The organism is Roseixanthobacter finlandensis (assembly GCF_043195105.2).
GTDB lineage: Bacteria > Pseudomonadota > Alphaproteobacteria > Rhizobiales > Xanthobacteraceae > NCEH01.
Genome location: NZ_CM195536.1, coordinates 4,433,615 through 4,449,524, shown reverse-complemented (window position 1 = coordinate 4,449,524; position 15,910 = coordinate 4,433,615). Strand labels below are relative to the sequence as shown.

The following is a 15,910-nucleotide window of genomic DNA, read 5'->3' as shown; positions in this document are numbered from 1 at the left end:
ATGCGGCTGAAGCGGGACGATGTGAAAGCTGCGCGCATGCGGGCGCGCGGCGGCGATGTGGGGGCGGCGCGCCTGCTCCTGGCGCATAGCGTGGCGTGCGGCCATGAACGGCTGGCCTTGCGTCGCTATTTCTTCGCGCGGATGCTGGGGGCAAGCGATCTCGCCGAGTTCGAGCCCTTCTGCGGCCAAGTCGCTGCGCGGCTGGCGCAGGACGAACTCAAAGCCATGGCCCGTGATGCCGTGGTACTGGCGGATCGCCTGCAAAATGGTCTGCACGGGAGCGCCGCATGAGTGATCTTCTTTCCACCCCGCCCTTCATCCTGCCCTATCACGGCATCCTTCCCGTGATGCCGGACCTGCGCCATGCCGGCGCGCGTTCCGCCGTGATCGGCCGGGTGACGCTCGGACCGCGCGCCTCCATCGGCGCGCTCGCTCTGCTGCGGGCGGACGGGCATGTGGTGGAAATCGGCGCCGATTTCTTCATCGGCGATCGCGGCACGGTGCATATCGCGCATGAATTGTATCCGGCCCTGGTGGGGGATCGCGTCACCGTGGGCCGCAACGGCGTGGTGCATGCCTGCACGGTGGGCAGCGACTGCGTGATCGAGGAAAATGCCGTCATCCTCGACGGCTCGGTGGTGGAAGACGGGGTGATCCTGGAAGCCGGCGCGGTCGCCTTCCCGCGCTCCAAGCTGGAAGCGAACATGGTCTATGCCGGCATTCCGGCAAAGCCGGTGCGCGCGGTGGAGCCGGGCGAGATCGCGCGCCGCGCGGCGCGACTGCGCGCGGTGCCCGACGCGGTGCTCGCCCCCACCCGCGCCCCGGCAAAGCTGGAGATCGACCCCACAACCTTCATCGCCGCCACCTCCACCGTGGCCGGAACCTTCCGCGCGGACGCGCATTCCAGCGTGCTGTTTTCCTGCGAGCTGGATGCCGGCGACAGCGAAATCGTGCTCGGCGCGAATTCCAACATCCAGGACAACACCATCATCCGCTGCGTGAACGGGCCGTTCGTCATGGCGGCGGATGCGGTCATCGGCCACAATGTGATGCTTGAGAATTGCACCATCGGCACAGGCGTCCTGGTCGGCATGGGCAGCCATGTGGTGGCGGGCACGGTGTTCGAGCCCGACGTGTTGCTGGCGGCGGGCGCGCGCACCGAGCCGGGGCAGGTGCTGGAGAGCGGCTGGCTCTGGGGCGGCAGCCCCGCCCGCAAGATTTCGCCCATGGATGAGCGCAAGCGCGCCATGATCCCCTGGATCATCGGCACTTATTGCGAATACACGGCCGGCTTCCTGGCCAGCCAGAACGCGTTGAGATCGGTGCCGGCCTGAGCCCGAGTTTTAGACGGCGTCTTAGACAAGGTCTTCGAGAGGGACGCGCGGCGGGCATGGCGCCCGGCGCGGGACGGCGGACCGCCCGGCACAGGGCGGCCGCCTGGCGCAAGCCGACGGAGAAACGACATGAGCAGTCTTGCAAGCTGGAGCACCTCCGCCGGCGATGGCGGCATCACCCGCCTCGCCACCGGCGCTCGCGTTGAAAAGGACAGCCCCACGGTCGAACTGATCGGCGCGGTGGAGGAATTGGCCGGCTGGCTCGCGGTGCTGGCGGAAGGCGGCGCGGCCGGTGAGGCCGGGCAGGCGCTCGCCATCGCCCAGAACGACGTGCACGAGCTGCTTCAACAGGTTGCCGCGCCCGGCGCGCCGCACTTGTCCATGGCCTATGTGCGCCGGCTCGACGGCCTCATCGGGCGGCTGGAGGCGGATCTTCCGGTGGTGGCCGCGACGCTCATCCCCGGCGGCTCGCTCCCGGCGGCCCATGCGGCGGTTGCCCGCGCGGTGTGCCGGCGGGCCGAGCGGCGGCTGGTGTCCCAGGCCGAGATCGACCCGCCCGCGCCCGGCAGCGCCGGCATCGCCTATGTCAACCGGCTGGGCGATCTCCTCGCCTTGCTCGCCCGCGCGGCCAATCGCGACGCCGGCCGCCCCGAACCGCGCTTCGACCGGTCGCTGAGCCTCTCGGCGGGGACGGCGCTGGACTGAGGCGGGCTTACGCCCGGCGCGCTTTCCGGCGCGCCTTCCTGCTGCATGTCAGGCGGCCCGCGCCAGTGGGCTGCGCGTGGCGCCGCTCGCCATATCGCGACAGCGCAACAGCGCAACAGCGCGACATCGCGGCGTTGGAGCCTTGGAACAAAGCGCGATCCGCCGCCGCGCGCCGATTCGCGCCCGATCCGTTCGCCCCCTGTTCGCCCGCCTGTTCGCTGCGAGACAGCTGCCGTCCCGCGATGGCACGGACCTTCACGCGCCCGAATCCGAAGCCTTCCGCGTCCGCCGCCCGACGAGGCGTTGCATCCCCCCAGGCGCCGGAATAAAGCTGGCACTGCGGCGCGATCGTGAGCACTAAAAGCGTGCGGGGCTCACGTAATATTACGAATATGCGACATTATCGGGGGGCCGATGGCGTTCGAGAAGACTGCATCCTTGACCGGTGGGGGCCGGGTCATGATGTCTCGCGTCTTGCTTTATGTTCTCACGTTCATCGCTCTCCTCTGCGCGGCGTCGGTGGTTCTGACCACCTTGCGGGCGATGTATGATGCTTACCTCCCGCTTCCCTTCATGGATCAATGGGCGGTTCTTTCCCTTCAGGATTGCATCGATCAGCTTTTCAGCCAGCATAATGAGCATCGCATCGTTGTTTTTCGCTTGTTGTCGATGCTCGATCAGCTCTTGTCGAGCGGGACATATCTGGTAAATTTTTACGCAAGTCTTGCGATGCAGGTGGTCCACGCCGTCACGTTCGCGGCCCTCGTCTATTGGGCCGGGGTGCGGGGTGCGGCGAATGTCATTTTGGCGGGTGCGATCTCGCTTGGATATATGTTCTGGGGCGGGCAGTGGGAAAACTTTCTCTATAGCTTCCAGACGCAGTTCTTCGCGGTCTTTCTCGCGGGCACGCTCGCATTCGCGGCCATCGCGGCGGTGCGGGGATGGGCCGGGGTGGGCGCCGCTTCGCTCTGCGCGGCGCTGGCCGTGGGGTCCCTGTCCAACGGCGTCCTGGTCTGCCTCCTCCTGCCGCCGCTCGCCATCTGGCTGGGGCGACCCCGGCGCGAAACCGCCGTGCTCGCGGGCGTGGCGGCGGGGCTGATCGCGCTCTATCTCGCCGGCTATCAATCCCCCGATCCGGACTTGACCCCGTTCGCCGCGCTGCTCCGGCCGCTGACTTCGCTGCGCTATACGCTCGCCTATCTCGGCCAGCCGCTGGAAGAACTGCTCCGGGTGCAGATCGCCGCCGTGCAGGGCCATCGCCATCTGATCGCCATCGTGATGGGGGGAATCGGGGTCGGCCTGGGCATTTTCGGCGGCGCCGTGCTGGTGGCCCGCCCCTCCTTCGCGACCCCGGCGCGGCTGGTGCTGCTTTATGTCATCCTCTTCATCGCCGCCTCCGCCGCCTTGACCTCGCTCGGGCGGCTGACGTTCGGCGTGGGGCAGGCGCTGGCCAGCCGCTATCTGACGCCGAGCCTGACCTTCTGGCTCGCGCTCACCTTCCTGTGGTGGAGCCTGCTGCCGGGCCGGTTCCGCTTGCTCGCGCCGGCTTCGGCGGTGTGCGCGCTAATGCTCATGGCCGGCTATGGCCGCCATGTGGACGATGTGGTGCATGCCATGCGCCTCACCCGGGACGGCGCCGCCACCGCGCTGCTTGCGAACGTGCGGGACGATAAGGAATTCGCCAAGATCTTCCTCGATCCGAACGTCGTCGCCGCGCGGGCGGACCTCTTGCGCCGGCAGCGGCTCGCGCTGTTCGCGACCCCCTGGGCGGGCTGGCTCGGAACGCCGCTTATGGCGCATGCCACGCTCCGCCCCGCCTCCGCCTGTCTCGGCGCGTTCGAGGGCGCGCAGGCGGTGCCGGACAATCCGCCGGGAACCGCCTTCCGGGTGACCGGCTGGGCCTGGGATCCGGCCCGCGCGGGGGCGCCTGAAAAAATCCTCCTGGTCGATGCCGCCGGAACCATCGTCGGCTACGGCCTCACCGACGGGCTGCGGCCCGATATTGTGGCGTCGATCCCCCCGGTGACGCGGCAGGAAGTGGGCTGGCGCGGGCATGTGAAGCTCACGGGGCCGACGCAGGTGGGCGCCTTCATCCTGCTGGAGGACGGGCGCTCCGCCTGTCCCCTCGGCGGGTCCCGGCTTCTGGGCGGGCCGACTTAGAGTCAGCGTCTGGGCCTCCGCGTCTTTGAATTCAAAAGCCCCCTCCCGAGACGGGAAGGGGCTCTCTTGCGCCGCGCTCAGCTCTTCACGAGCGGGCAATGGCCTTCGCTGAGGGGGCGGAAGGCGTCGGCGGCGGGGATGGTGGCGAGGGTGTTGTAGATGTCCCACTCGCCCTTGGACTCCGCCGGGGTCTTCACCTCGAACAGGTACATATTGTGGATGTGGCGGCCGTCGGCGCGCACCTGGCCCTTGCCGAACAGCGGATCGTCGGTGGGAATCGCCTTCATCTGCGCCACCACCTTGTCGGAGTCTTTGGATTTCGCCGCCACGACCGCCTTCAGATAATGGGTCACGGCCGAATAGACGCCGGCATGCACCATGGTGGGCATGGTGCCGCCCATGCGTGCGCCGAAGCGCTTGGAGAAAGCGCGGGTGCCCTCGTTCTGGTCCCAATAGAAAGCCTCGGTCAGCACCAGGCCCTGCGCCACCTTCAAGCCGAGGGAATGCACATCGGTGAGGAAGATCAAAAGCCCGGCGAGTTTCTGCCCGCCCTGGGTGATGCCGAATTCAGAGGCCTGCTTGATGGTGTTGGTGGTGTCCGCCGCCGCATTGGCAAGGCCGATCACCTTGGCCTTGGAGCTTTGCGCCTGGAGCAGGAAGGAGCCGAAATCCGAGCCGCCCATGGGCGCGCGCGCGCTGCCGAGCACCTTGCCGCCGGATTCCGTCACCACTTTCGCCGTATCGCGCTCCAGCGCGTGGCCGAAGGCATAATCCGCCGTGATGAAGAACCAGGTATCGCCGCCCCGCTTCACCATGGCGCTGCCGGTGCCGTGGGCCAGCGACCAGGTATCGAACGTCCAGTGAATGGTATTGGGCGCGCATTTCGGCCCGGTGAGGTCGGATGTGCCGCCGCCCGAGACGATCAGGACCTTGTTCTTCTCGCGCGAGACCTCGTTGACCGCGAGGGCGACGGCCGAATTCGGCACGTCCACGATCATGTCGACACCGTCCTCGTCATACCATTTGCGCGCGATGGCGGAGCCCACGTCGGCCTTGTTCTGATGGTCGGCGGCGAGGATCTCCACCTTGATGTCGGGATGGGTCTTCTGGAAATCCTCCACCGCCATCTGGGCGCCGACAACCGAGCCCTGGCCGGCGAAATCCGCATAGATGCCGGTGCGGTCGTTCAGCACGCCGATCTTGATGGGCGGCACGGTCTGGGCGAGGGCAGGCCCGGCCATTGCGGCGCATAAGGCTGCGATCACGAGGCGTGATGCGATCATAAGGTTTTCTCCCGCGATGTTTTCATTTCGGCTTTGGCGAGCCTTCACTGAATTCGGAATTCAGTGTTCAGATCGTGGCTGAAACGACGGGGGAGTCAACCTTTGAGGGCCTTCCGGCGCCGCTTTTATGCGCCCTGGCAGAGGAAACTAAGCGAGATAGTACAATGTCGTAACGTCACGTATGGGCTGAGACGGCGGCGGAAAGGGCGGCCAATGCCGTTCGTTCTGGGAAGCCGCGGCGCCCGAAGGCGAGGGGACGGGCGATCCGATGGCGAAACGGACGCTTGGGCCACCGGTCGGGCGGGGATCTTGAATTCAATCGGTCGGTGAGATGCCCGGCCGGTGAGATGTGCGCAGGCCCGGCAAGGCCGGATTCGAGCCGCCGGGGGCCACGCATGGATAACGTAAAGGTGAAAGCCTCAAACGAGCTGAAGCACAAAACTACCGGCTGATCCCAGTGTTTATCCGTAACTTGGACGATCCTGGACGAAAAGCGACGTTTTTAAACGGCGAGAGAGGGTGGCTATGGTCAGAAACATCCTTGACGGAGAGTCCCGCACAGCTACGGGTGCGCTGGTGCAAGCTGCGGCGAATTTGCAGAATATCGCAACCCAGGCGGTAGCCGTGAGAAACGCCCCCGCCATCCGGAATTTACTTCGCGTGCAGGCGGACGAGAGATTTTCCAGCGTCGGGACCAGGCGCGGTCATGAGGATGAGGATGAGGATGAGGATGAGGCCGAGCCCACCCAGCCGGCTTTCCTGCCGGTCCCGGATGAGGCGGCGCGCCGACGAGAATATCATGCAGCCCGAGAGAAAATTCTAAGTACTATGAAAAAAACGCAAAAGGGAGTCATGGATGACGCAAGAAACGAAATTGGAACATGGCTGCCGATCGCGCTGAGATACGGTTATAATTTCACGCATACCTGTGTTGTCGACGCGTTTATCTTCTTCCTTTTATCGGTCTCAACGTCAGGCTTCCTGGAAGAGCGTGAGGTGGGGGGAACGACCATGGGTAATTCGCGGGCTGACTGGAGAGGAGGGGGGTTCATGGATATGAGCCAGATGAAAAAGCAGGGGTCGGGATGATGAAACGGCGACGCGATCCGCCTCCCCTTCGCACCCGCCACCCTTTTGCATCAGCGGCTCGTCAAGCCACAGACACAATTGAAATCCGGGCGGTATCGCTCTGAAAAACACCCGGATCGCTTTATGGGAGCGCCCGTCAGCCTTTGCCGTGGCAGATGGGGAAGGCGAATTCCCCAGCCGCGTGAGCATGGGTGCCGTTGAGGCAGCAGGGCGGCACGAGCAAAAATCCCGCCACCAGCGCGCCCGCCGTCGCCTTGCCGAACAGGCCGCCGAGCCAGCCCTTGCCGGATTTTTCCACGCCTTCGGCGGGCGCCGCCGCGTCCGGCTCCGGCGTCGCGTCCGCGAGCGCGGGTTCGGCGGCCGGCGGCGGGGCGACCGCGGCGCCGAAATTGGTGAAGAATTCGCCCGCCAGCTTCTTCGCCGTGGCGTCGATCAGCCGCGCGCCGAGCTGGGCCAGCTTGCCGCCCACATCCGCCTTCACCTCATAATGCAGCAGCGTGGCGTCGCCTTCCGGCTCCAGGCGCACCTTGGCGCTGCCCTTGGCATAGCCGGCAAGCCCGCCGGAGCCTTCGCCGGTGATGGTGTAGCCCTGTTCCGGCATGATGTCCGACAAGGTGACGGCGCCCTTGAACGAGGCCTTCACCGGCCCCACCCGCAGCACCACCACGGCTTCCATCTGCGTGTCCGAGGTCTTCTCGATACTCTCGCAGCCGGGAATGCATTGCTTCAGCACCTGCGGATCGTTCAGCGCCGCCCAGACGGCCGCCGGGCTGGCTTCGATGCGCTGTGAGCCGTTCATATCCATGGCGATGGTCTCTCTTTTTCTAGGAAACGGCGCCGCGCTGGTCGCGCCTGCGCACGAGCACCAGTTCGGCGAGGATGGAGAGCGCGATCTCCTCCGGCGTGATGGCGCCGAGATCGAGGCCCGCCGGGGCTTTCAGGGCGTCGAGCCGGGCTTGCGGAATGCCGGCGTCGCGCAATTTCTCGCTGAGCGTCTGCGCCTTGCGCCGCGAGCCCACGAAGGCCACATGGCGCGCCTCCAGGCCGAGCGCGGCGGTGAGGGCGGCAAGATCGCCCGCGCCCTGGGTGGAGACCACGACGAAGCGCGCCCCGCTGGCCGGCGGCGGCATAAAGCCGTCTGTCATATGGTCGGCGCCGGCGAATTTCGCATGGTCCGCGGCCGGCGCGGCGGCGGTGACGCTGAAGCCGAACTGCGGCGCCAGCGCCACCAGCGCCACCGCCACCGGAGATGCCCCCATCACCACCAGTTCCGGGCGCGGCAGCACGGGTTCCACGAAAATGTCCATGGTGCCCTTCGACGGGCACATGTTGGAGACGTAGCGCACCCCCTCGCGGGTCTCCCCGGCGTGCACGCCGAGATCTTCCAGCAGGTCTTCCGGCTGGATCGAGACCAAACGCGGTTGGCCGTCGGCGAGCGCCTCGCGGGCGGCCTTCAGCGTTGCCCCGCGCGCGCAGCCGCCGCCGATCCAGCCGGCGAGCACCGTGCCGTCGGGCAAAATCAGCGCCTTCGCCCCCGCCTTGGCGGCGGTGACGGAGACCGTGCGCACCACGGTGGCGAGGGCGAACGGCTGTTCCTTCTGCTTCATGCCGTCCATGAGCGCGAACATGTCGATGGGACTGGTCATGGCGCCTCCTCCCGTCATAGCCGGGCAAGATAGGGTTCGAGAGCTTCCAGGCTCTCCAGATTGTGGGCCGGCGCGAACAGGTCCACGAACGGCAGCGCCGCCTTCATCCCGGCGGCCTCCGGGGCATAATCGCGCCAGCCGATCATGGGATTAAGCCATACGATGCGGCGGCAGCGGCGATGCAGCGCCGCCATCTCGCGCGCCAGCAGCGCGGGTTCGCCGGTGTCGTAGCCGTCGGAGACAATCAGCACGGCGGTGCGCGAATGGAGCGTGCGCGCGGCGTGCCAGCGGTTGAAGGTGGCGAGGCTCTCGCCGATGCGCGTGCCGCCGCCCACCCCCTGGGCCATGAGGCCGAGCCGGTCCATGGCGCGCTGCGGGTCCTTCTCCTTCACCGCGTCGGTCACGTCGATCAGGCGGGTGTGGAACACGAAGGCGGCGGCCTGGCGGAAGCTCTCCAGCGCGCCGTGGATGAAGCGCACGAACACCGCCACATAGGGGCTCATGGAGCCGGAAGCATCCAGCAGGATCACCAGCTTCAGTGGCTTCGTGCGGCGGCGGCGATGCACCAGTTCAACCGGCACGCCACCCCGCGCGACCGAGCGATGGAGCGTGCGCCGCAAATCCAGCCGGGCGCCGGTGCGGGCGGCGCGGGCGCGGCGGGTGAGGCGGGCCCGCATGGCCTTGGCGAGGCGCTGGGCCAGCGCATAGGCGCGCTCTAGCTCCTGCGGGTCGGCGACGTGGCGGAAGTCGGTGGTCTCCAGCCGCTCGGCCCGCGAAGCGCCGGCGCGGCGTTGCGCGGCGCCTTCGTCCGCGCCCGTATCGCTCCCCGGCACGCGGTCCACCCGGCTCACCGGCCCGGTTCCGCCGGCTTCGGGTGCATCCGCGCCGGGGCGCAGCGGCAAGGCGGTGGGGGTGCGGCGCTGGTCCGCCAGGCGCACGCTCGCCCGCAAATGCTTCTCGAACCAGAAGGCGTCGAACAGAGCGTCGAATTTCTCCCAATCCGAGCGGCGCGAGGCGAACAGGGCGCGCAATGCGGCGCGCAGCCGTGTCTTGTCGGCAAGGCCGGGCGCGGCCAGCACGCGCAGCGCATCGGCGCTTTCCGCAAGGCCGGTGGCGAAGCCGTTGTCGCGCAGCGCCCGCACGAACCCGGCGAGCCGCGCGCGCACGCTCTCGCCCGCCGGGTTCGGCTCGGGACGGAAAGACGGGGCGGGCGCGGGCATCAGGCCACCTGTTCCAGCAGGCGCGAGACCACTTCGCGCGGTAAAGCGCAGCGGTCTTCGTGGGTCTTCAGCAAGGTGATGAGCAGGTCGTAGACGCTTTCCGGATCGTGCCGCAGGTCTTTCAGCCCGATACCGGTGAGGGCGGCGGCAAAATCCAGGCTCTCGGCGACGCCCGGCACCTTGCGCAGGTCTTCCCGCCGCACATCGCGCACGAAGCGCGCCACCTGGAGCGCCAGCGCCGCGTCGATGTCCGCCACGCGGGCTTTCAGGATGGCGGCTTCGCGGTCCACTTCCGGGAAATCCACGAAATGATAGAGGCAGCGGCGGCGCAGCGCGTCGGAGAGTTCGCGCGTGCCGTTGGAGGTGAGCACCACGCGCGGAATGGAACGCGCCGTCACGGTGCCGAGTTCGGGAATGGTCACCTGGAAATCGGAGAGGATTTCCAGCAGGAAGGCTTCGAACTCCTCGTCCGCCCGGTCCACCTCGTCGATCAGCAGGACGGCGGGCGTGATGGAGCGGATCGCCGCGAGCAGCGGGCGCTCCAGCAGATAGTCCTGCGAGAAAATCTCCGCCTCCACCGCGCGCGGGCTCTCGCCGCTGCCCTCGCGGGCTTTCAGCGCGAGGATCTGGCGCTGGTAGTTCCATTCATAGAGGGCGGCGTTCTGGTCCAGGCCCTCATAGCATTGCAGGCGGATCAGCGGCGCGCCGTGCACTTTTGCGAGCGCCTGCGCCACCGCCGTCTTGCCCACCCCGGCCGCGCCTTCCAGCAGCAGCGGACGGTGCAGCAGGTCCATCAGGTAGAGCGCGGTCGCAAGGTCGCGGTCGGCGAGATAGCCGGCCTCGGCGAGGCGCTGCGCGATGATGTCCCGGTCGCTCATATTTGCTTCGCCATTGAAAAAGAAGGGAGGGCGCACAGGCGCCCTCCCTGGAGGAATCAGGCGGCGGCGGCGGCGGCGGGGCGCGCGTGCAGGCCGAGCTTTTCCGCGGTTTCCCACATGCGCCAGGCATCGTGCGGCATGTTGATATGGGTGGTGCCGAGGAAGGAGAAAGCGTCGTTCACCGCATTGGAGAAGCACGGCACGCCGCCCACATGCGGGCTCTCGCCCACGCCCTTCGCGCCGATGGGATGATGCGGCGAGGGGGTCTCGGTAAAATCGGTCTCCCAATGGGGCGTTTCCACCGCCGTGGGCAGGAAGAAGTCCATGAAGGACGCCCCCATCACATTGCCCATGGCATCGTAGCGGATCTCCTGGCCCATGGAGACCGCGAACGCCTCGGTGAGCCCGCCATGGACCTGCCCCTCGATGATCATGGGATTGATGCGCGTGCCGCAATCATCCAGGGCGTAGAAGCGGCGCACCTTGAACACGCCGGTGTCCACGTCGATGTCCATGACGCAGAAATAGGCGCCGAACGGATAGGTCATGTTGGGCGGATCGTAATAATTCACCGCCTCCAGCCCCGGTTCCAGATTGGGGATCGGCTGGTTGTAGGAGGCCCAGGCGATCTCCTTCATGCTCTTGCGCTTCTCCGGCAGGCCCTTGACCTGGAAAGCATCCACGTCCCATTCGAGATCGTTGTGATGCACTTCCAGAAGGTGCGCGGCGATCATCTGCGCCTTCGCCCGGATCTTGCGTGCGGCCATGGCCGTGGCGGCGCCCGCCGTGGGGGTGGAGCGCGAGCCGTACGTGCCGAGGCCGTAGGGCGCGGTATCGGTATTGCCCTCCTCGATCATGATGTCGTCGGCGGGGATGCCGAGTTCGGTCGCGAGGATCTGGGCATACGTGGTCTCATGCCCCTGGCCCTGGCTCTTGGTGCCCATGCGGGCGATCACCGAGCCGGTGGGGTGAATGCGGATCTCGCAACTGTCGAACATGCCGATGCCGAGGATGTCGCAATTCTTGGACGGTCCGGCGCCGACGATTTCGGTGAAGAAGGAGACGCCGATGCCCATGATCTCGCGGGTTTCCCCGCGCTTGAACGCTTCGCGCTTCGCCGCCTGTTCTGTGCGCAGGCCGCGATAATCCACCGCGTTCATCGCCTTTTCCATGGCGAAATGGTAATCGCCGGAATCATATTCCCAGCCGAGCGCGGCGTGATACGGGAATTGATCGCGGCGGATGAAGTTCTTCACCCGCAGGTCGGCGCTGTCCATGCCGAGCTTCTGCGCCAGCACTTCCACCGCCCGCTCGATGGCATAGACCGCTTCCGTCACCCGGAACGAGCAGCGATAGGCCACCCCGCCCGACGCCTTGTTGGTATAGACCCCGTCCACCTCCAGATGCGCCACCGGGATGTCATAGGAGCCGGTGCAGATGTTCATGAAGCCCGCTGGCCATTTGGACGGGTCGGCGCAGGCGTCGAACGCGCCATGGTCGGCCAGCACATAGCAGCGCATGGCGAGGATCTTGCCGTCCTGCGTCGCGGCAAGTTCCGTGGTCATGTGATAGTCGCGGGCGAACGAGGTGGTGGAGAGATTCTCCATCCGGTCCTCGACCCATTTTACCGGCTTGCCGAGCACGATGGAGCCCACCACCGCGCAGACATAGCCGGCATAGGCGCCGACCTTATTGCCGAAGCCGCCGCCGATGTCGGGCGCGATCACGTGGATCTTGTGCTCCGGCAGGCCCGAGATGAGCGACACCACGGTGCGGATGACGTGCGGCGCCTGGAAGGTGCCGTAGAGCGTCAGCTCGCCCTTGATCTTGTCCATGGAGGCGAGCGCCTGGCAGGTTTCCAGGGGCGAAGGATGGGTGCGGTGATAATAGAAGGTCTCCTTCACCGTCACCGGCGCCGAGGCGAAGGCTTCGTCCGTGCCGTCCTTCTCGCCCACCTGCCAGTTGAAGATGTGGTTCGCATGGCGGCGCGGCCCGTGGGCGCCCACCATTTTGTCTTGAATGTCCTCGCGCAGGATGGGCGCGTCGGGCAGCAGGGCCTTGGACGGGTCCACCAGGACCGGCAGTTCCTCATATTCGCAGTCGATCAGCTCGATGGCGTCGGCGGCGATATAGCGGTCGTCGGCGATGACGAAGGCGACTTCCTGGTTCTGGAACAGCACCTTCTCGTCCGCCAGCACGGCCTGCACGTCGCCCGCCAGCGTCGGCATGTAATGCAGGTTCAGCGGCTTGAGATCGGCGGCGGTGAGCACCGCGCGCACGCCGGGCAGGGCTTTGGCGCGGGAGGTGTCGAGTTTCTTGATTCGGGCGTGGGGATAAGGCGAGCGGTAGAAATCGCCGAACAGCATGCCCGGCAATTTGATGTCGTCGACATAATTGCCGCGGCCTTGCGTGAAGCGAATGTCCTCCACCCGCTTGCGCTTGCAGCCCATGCCCTGGAGGCGCGCCTCGCGCTCCGCCTTGGTGGGGGTCTGGTCGTTCATTCCGCAGCCTCCTGGAACGGCACGCCATTGATCTTGGCGGCGGCGTATTGGATCGCCTTGACGATGTTCTGGTAGCCGGTGCAGCGGCACATGTTGCCGGCGATGCCGAAGCGGATTTCTTCTTCGCTCGGGTCCGGATTTTCCAGCAGCAGGCGATGGGCGCGCAGGATCATGCCGGGGGTGCAGAAGCCGCATTGCAGCCCGTGCATCATGCGGAAGCCTTCCTGCAAGGCGTGCAGCGTGCCGTCGGGCGCCGCCATGCCCTCGATGGTGGTGATGCTGGCGCCTTCGGCCTGGACCGCGAACAGGGTGCAGCTTTTCACCGACATGCCGTCGAGATCCACCGTGCAGGCCCCGCAATGGGAGGTGTCGCAGCCGATATGGGCGCCGGTGAGCAGGAGATTTTCGCGGATGAAATGGATGAGCAGCGTGCGCGGCTCGACGAGCCCTTCGACCGCATCGCCGTTCACCGTCATGGAGACGTGAACCTTCGCCATTTTTGGTTTCCTCGCGGACTTGAGGGATCAGCCGGCAGCGCGGGCGAGCGCCCGCGCCAGGGCGCGTTCGAGCATGATGCCGGCCATCTTGGTGCGGTAGGCGGCGGTGCCGCGTCCGTCGGTCGCCGGTTCGGTGATGGCCTCGGCGGCGGCGATGGCGCGGGCGATGCTCGCCGCGTCCGCGCTGGTGCCGGTGAGGATGTGCGCGGCTTCTTCCGCCAGCAGCGGGGTATCGCCTACGTTTGTGAGCGCGATGGCGCAGGTCGCGACGCGCCCGTCCGCCCTGGTCAGGACCACGGCCGCCGCGGCGGTAGCATAATCGCCGATCTTGCGCTTCAGCTTCTCATAGGCCGCGCCATGGCCTTGCGGCGGCACGGGAATGGAGATTGCGGCGAGCATCTCGCCCGGCTCAAGGGCGGTGAAATAGGCGCCCTGATAGAATGCGCGGGCGGCGACCTCGCGCGCGCCTTTCTCTCCCGCCAGCTGATAGGTGGCGTCGAGCGCCATCATCACCGCCGGCATGTCGTTGCCGGGATCGCCATTGGCGACATTCCCGCCGAGCGTGCCCACATAGCGCACCTGCGGATCGGCGATCAGCAGCGCGGTTTCCTTGAGGATCGGCAGGGCGGTGGAAAGGTCGGGGGAGGCGATCAGCTCGGCCTGGGTGGTCATGGCGCCGATGAGCACGCGCCCGCCCTCGTGGCGGATGCCCTTCAGGTCGGCGATGCCGGCGAGGTCCACCAGATGCTCCGGCGTCGCCATGCGCAGCTTCATCATGGGGATCAGGCTGTGGCCACCGGCCAGTGGGCGGGCATCCTCGCCGAGCCGCGCCAGCAGCGCGACCGCCTCCGGCAGGCTTTTCGGCCGGTGATATTCGAAGCGACCGGGAATCATGGCGTCTTCCCCTCTGGACAGACAGGTCAATCGACTTGGTCTTGTTCCAAAGAGGCTCGCTGCTCTCGCGCCGCAGCAACAAGAGCAAAGGAATCAACGGCTTCGCACGGTCATGAAGCGCGGCTGTTGGCGCACGAAATGCGCCAGCACTGCTGACGCTTCTGCATGAAGTGCGGCCGTGCTGCTGACCCTTTCAGGCCTTGGCGGCGCTCACCCGCTGCTTCAGCGTGGAGAAGCGCGCACGTGCAACAGGAATGCTGCGTTGCAGGACCGCGTCGATTTCCGCCGCGCCCGCATCCCCCACCCGCCGCACCGCCTCGATATGGGCGAGCGCGACGATATAGCTGCGGTGCACCCGCATGAAGACGGCGGGATCGAGCAGGCTGTCCACCTCGCCGATGGTGTGCTGGCAGAAGAATTCGTGGGCGCCGTCGGAGATATAGGTGTAGCGGGCATTGGCCCGCACGAACACGATCTCCCCCACCGGCAGGGCGCGGCGGTGGCCGTCCTTCTCCACCTCGATCTCGCGGGCGAAGCGCCCGGAGGCTCCGTTCCCGGCGGGTGCGGGGAGCGGCGCAGGGATGGCGTCGTCCATGAAGCCGGCGCGCTCGGCCGCAACGGCATCGGCCGGCTGGGTTTCGATCGGCGTCCGTAGGGGGGGAGCGAAGGGGGCGGCATCGAACGGACCCGTATCGGCCGCGCCGAGCCCCGTCGCTCCGAGCCCCGCCGGCCGGCCGGTGGCAGGGCCTGCGGTCGCGGGGCCGGCAAACGTGGCGCCTGCAAACGTGGGGCGCGCGGGTGCTGGGCGCGGGATTGTAGCGGCAGAGCCCGCGTCAGTCGGCGCGGGTTCGCGCTCCGGCATCAGAGAGAGCAGGAACCCGCCGGAGATGAGGAACGACACCACCGCCACGATCATCGCCATCAGATCGTGCGACAGGCTCGGCGTCACGGCGGCGGCGAGCGGGGCGCCGTGGTCGGCCATCACGCTCATGCCGGCCATGGCGGTATAATGCATGCCGGAAATGGCGAGCCCCAGCAGCACCGCCGAGGCCATGCGCGAGGCGCTGACGAACGGCCGCTCCATCTGCCACAAGGCGAGCGCGCTCGCGGCCACCGCCACCAATCCGGCCGCCAGCACATAACGCGGGGCATGGTGCATGTGGCCCGGCATGTCGATGGCCGACATGCCCACATAATGCATCGCGATCACCCCCGCCCCCATGGCGAGCGCCCCGCCGGCGATGCGCAGCGGGCGCGGGTGGGAGGTGTGCACGATCAGCACCCCGGCGCCGACCATCAGCACGCAGATGAGAAACGAGACCAGCGTTGGCAGGACCAGGAAATCCACGCCGACGGGAAATTGCGCCGCCAGCATGCCGACGAAATGCATGGACCAGATGCTGACCGCCAGCGTCACCGCCGCCGCCGCGAGCGCGAGGCGCCGGCGCACGCCCGCGCTGCGGTCCACCTGGTCCGCCAGCAGCAGGCTCACATAGCTGCCCTGGGCCGCGATCAGCAGCGACAGGGCCACCAGCCAAGGATTATGGGCGAGCACGTCACCTCTCCCGGCATGACACGCACGGCGCGTCCTTCTCCCGAAATGCGGCCGCGTTCGATGCGGGCCATTCTTATACTCCTTGAGTAAAATCGCACGGCGCGCGGGTCAATGCAGCTCTTCGCGAGGTGGGCGCGGAACGCGGGCG

Annotated in this window: 14 protein-coding genes; 5 read left to right on the top strand and 9 right to left on the bottom strand. The window is 67.1% G+C overall.

From position 1 onward, the window contains the following. The 4 genes from V5G24_RS20765 (at position 1) to V5G24_RS20750 (ending at position 4,199) form a co-directional block, all read left to right on the top strand. Entirely contained in the window at positions 1 to 291 is a 291-nt protein-coding gene (locus tag V5G24_RS20765) for a hypothetical protein (RefSeq protein WP_394083705.1), read from the top strand. Next, positions 288 to 1,334 (top strand): gamma carbonic anhydrase family protein, encoded by a 1,047-nt coding sequence (locus V5G24_RS20760; protein ID WP_394083707.1) that lies wholly within the window; start codon positions 288 to 290, stop codon positions 1,332 to 1,334. Before V5G24_RS20765 ends, V5G24_RS20760 begins: the two co-directional genes overlap by 4 nt. Positions 1,335 to 1,463: 129 nt before the next feature. Then, the gene (locus V5G24_RS20755) at positions 1,464 to 2,039 is read left to right on the top strand and encodes a cob(I)yrinic acid a,c-diamide adenosyltransferase (RefSeq protein WP_394083709.1); all 576 of its coding nucleotides are present in this window, start codon (positions 1,464 to 1,466) and stop codon (positions 2,037 to 2,039) included. Between the two features lie 459 nt (positions 2,040 to 2,498). Beyond that, positions 2,499 to 4,199 (top strand): hypothetical protein, encoded by a 1,701-nt coding sequence (locus V5G24_RS20750; protein WP_394083711.1) that lies wholly within the window; start codon positions 2,499 to 2,501, stop codon positions 4,197 to 4,199. 77 nt (positions 4,200 to 4,276) lie between these two features. Here the strand turns inward: V5G24_RS20750 and V5G24_RS20745 are convergent, their stop codons facing one another. Further along, the gene (locus tag V5G24_RS20745) at positions 4,277 to 5,482 is read right to left on the bottom strand and encodes an ABC transporter substrate-binding protein (RefSeq protein WP_394083713.1); all 1,206 of its coding nucleotides are present in this window, start codon (positions 5,480 to 5,482) and stop codon (positions 4,277 to 4,279) included. A gap of 525 nt (positions 5,483 to 6,007) precedes the next feature. Here V5G24_RS20745 and V5G24_RS20740 point away from each other — a divergent pair. Further along, positions 6,008 to 6,571, top strand: coding sequence for a hypothetical protein (locus V5G24_RS20740; RefSeq protein WP_394083715.1), 564 nt, complete (start codon positions 6,008 to 6,010; stop codon positions 6,569 to 6,571). A gap of 136 nt (positions 6,572 to 6,707) precedes the next feature. Here the strand turns inward: V5G24_RS20740 and V5G24_RS20735 are convergent, their stop codons facing one another. The 8 genes from V5G24_RS20735 to V5G24_RS20700 form a co-directional block, all read right to left on the bottom strand. After that, on the bottom strand, positions 6,708 to 7,376 hold the full coding sequence (locus tag V5G24_RS20735; RefSeq protein ID WP_394083717.1) for an SRPBCC family protein: 669 nt from the start codon (positions 7,374 to 7,376) through the stop codon (positions 6,708 to 6,710). A gap of 19 nt (positions 7,377 to 7,395) precedes the next feature. Next, on the bottom strand, positions 7,396 to 8,217 hold the full coding sequence (locus V5G24_RS20730) for an XdhC family protein (protein WP_394083719.1): 822 nt from the start codon (positions 8,215 to 8,217) through the stop codon (positions 7,396 to 7,398). Positions 8,218 to 8,231: 14 nt separating this feature from the next. After that, the gene (locus tag V5G24_RS20725; protein ID WP_394083721.1) at positions 8,232 to 9,437 is read right to left on the bottom strand and encodes a vWA domain-containing protein; all 1,206 of its coding nucleotides are present in this window, start codon (positions 9,435 to 9,437) and stop codon (positions 8,232 to 8,234) included. Continuing rightward, entirely contained in the window at positions 9,437 to 10,315 is an 879-nt protein-coding gene (locus V5G24_RS20720; protein ID WP_394083723.1) for an AAA family ATPase, read from the bottom strand. The genes V5G24_RS20725 and V5G24_RS20720 overlap by 1 nt, the downstream gene beginning before the upstream one ends. 56 nt (positions 10,316 to 10,371) lie before the next feature. After that, positions 10,372 to 12,816: an aerobic carbon-monoxide dehydrogenase large subunit gene (locus V5G24_RS20715; protein ID WP_394083725.1), complete on the bottom strand. Its 2,445-nt coding sequence runs from the start codon at positions 12,814 to 12,816 to the stop codon at positions 10,372 to 10,374. Beyond that, positions 12,813 to 13,313 carry a 2Fe-2S iron-sulfur cluster-binding protein gene (locus tag V5G24_RS20710; protein ID WP_394083727.1) on the bottom strand — a complete coding sequence of 167 codons (501 nt, stop codon included), beginning with the start codon at positions 13,311 to 13,313 and terminating at the stop codon, positions 12,813 to 12,815. Before V5G24_RS20710 ends, V5G24_RS20715 begins: the two co-directional genes overlap by 4 nt. A 27-nt stretch (positions 13,314 to 13,340) precedes the next feature. After that, a complete protein-coding gene (locus V5G24_RS20705) occupies positions 13,341 to 14,207 on the bottom strand; it encodes an FAD binding domain-containing protein (RefSeq protein WP_394083729.1) in 867 nt (288 codons plus the stop codon). Between the two features lie 193 nt (positions 14,208 to 14,400). Then, the gene (locus tag V5G24_RS20700) at positions 14,401 to 15,762 is read right to left on the bottom strand and encodes an MHYT domain-containing protein (protein WP_394083731.1); all 1,362 of its coding nucleotides are present in this window, start codon (positions 15,760 to 15,762) and stop codon (positions 14,401 to 14,403) included. Positions 15,763 to 15,910 lie beyond the last annotated feature (148 nt).

Excerpts from the sequence above, each read along its gene's own strand:
- V5G24_RS20765 (WP_394083705.1), top strand. The coding sequence starts at position 1 with ATGCGGCTGAAGCGGGACGATGTGAAAGCTGCGCGCATGCGGGCGCGC.
- V5G24_RS20760 (WP_394083707.1), top strand. The coding sequence starts at position 288 with ATGAGTGATCTTCTTTCCACCCCGCCCTTCATCCTGCCCTATCACGGC.
- V5G24_RS20755 (WP_394083709.1), top strand. The coding sequence starts at position 1,464 with ATGAGCAGTCTTGCAAGCTGGAGCACCTCCGCCGGCGATGGCGGCATC.
- V5G24_RS20750 (WP_394083711.1), top strand. The coding sequence starts at position 2,499 with ATGATGTCTCGCGTCTTGCTTTATGTTCTCACGTTCATCGCTCTCCTC.
- V5G24_RS20745 (WP_394083713.1), bottom strand. The coding sequence starts at position 5,482 with ATGATCGCATCACGCCTCGTGATCGCAGCCTTATGCGCCGCAATGGCC.
- V5G24_RS20740 (WP_394083715.1), top strand. The coding sequence starts at position 6,008 with ATGGTCAGAAACATCCTTGACGGAGAGTCCCGCACAGCTACGGGTGCG.
- V5G24_RS20735 (WP_394083717.1), bottom strand. The coding sequence starts at position 7,376 with ATGGATATGAACGGCTCACAGCGCATCGAAGCCAGCCCGGCGGCCGTC.
- V5G24_RS20730 (WP_394083719.1), bottom strand. The coding sequence starts at position 8,217 with ATGACCAGTCCCATCGACATGTTCGCGCTCATGGACGGCATGAAGCAG.
- V5G24_RS20725 (WP_394083721.1), bottom strand. The coding sequence starts at position 9,437 with ATGCCCGCGCCCGCCCCGTCTTTCCGTCCCGAGCCGAACCCGGCGGGC.
- V5G24_RS20720 (WP_394083723.1), bottom strand. The coding sequence starts at position 10,315 with ATGAGCGACCGGGACATCATCGCGCAGCGCCTCGCCGAGGCCGGCTAT.
- V5G24_RS20715 (WP_394083725.1), bottom strand. The coding sequence starts at position 12,816 with ATGAACGACCAGACCCCCACCAAGGCGGAGCGCGAGGCGCGCCTCCAG.
- V5G24_RS20710 (WP_394083727.1), bottom strand. The coding sequence starts at position 13,313 with ATGGCGAAGGTTCACGTCTCCATGACGGTGAACGGCGATGCGGTCGAA.
- V5G24_RS20705 (WP_394083729.1), bottom strand. The coding sequence starts at position 14,207 with ATGATTCCCGGTCGCTTCGAATATCACCGGCCGAAAAGCCTGCCGGAG.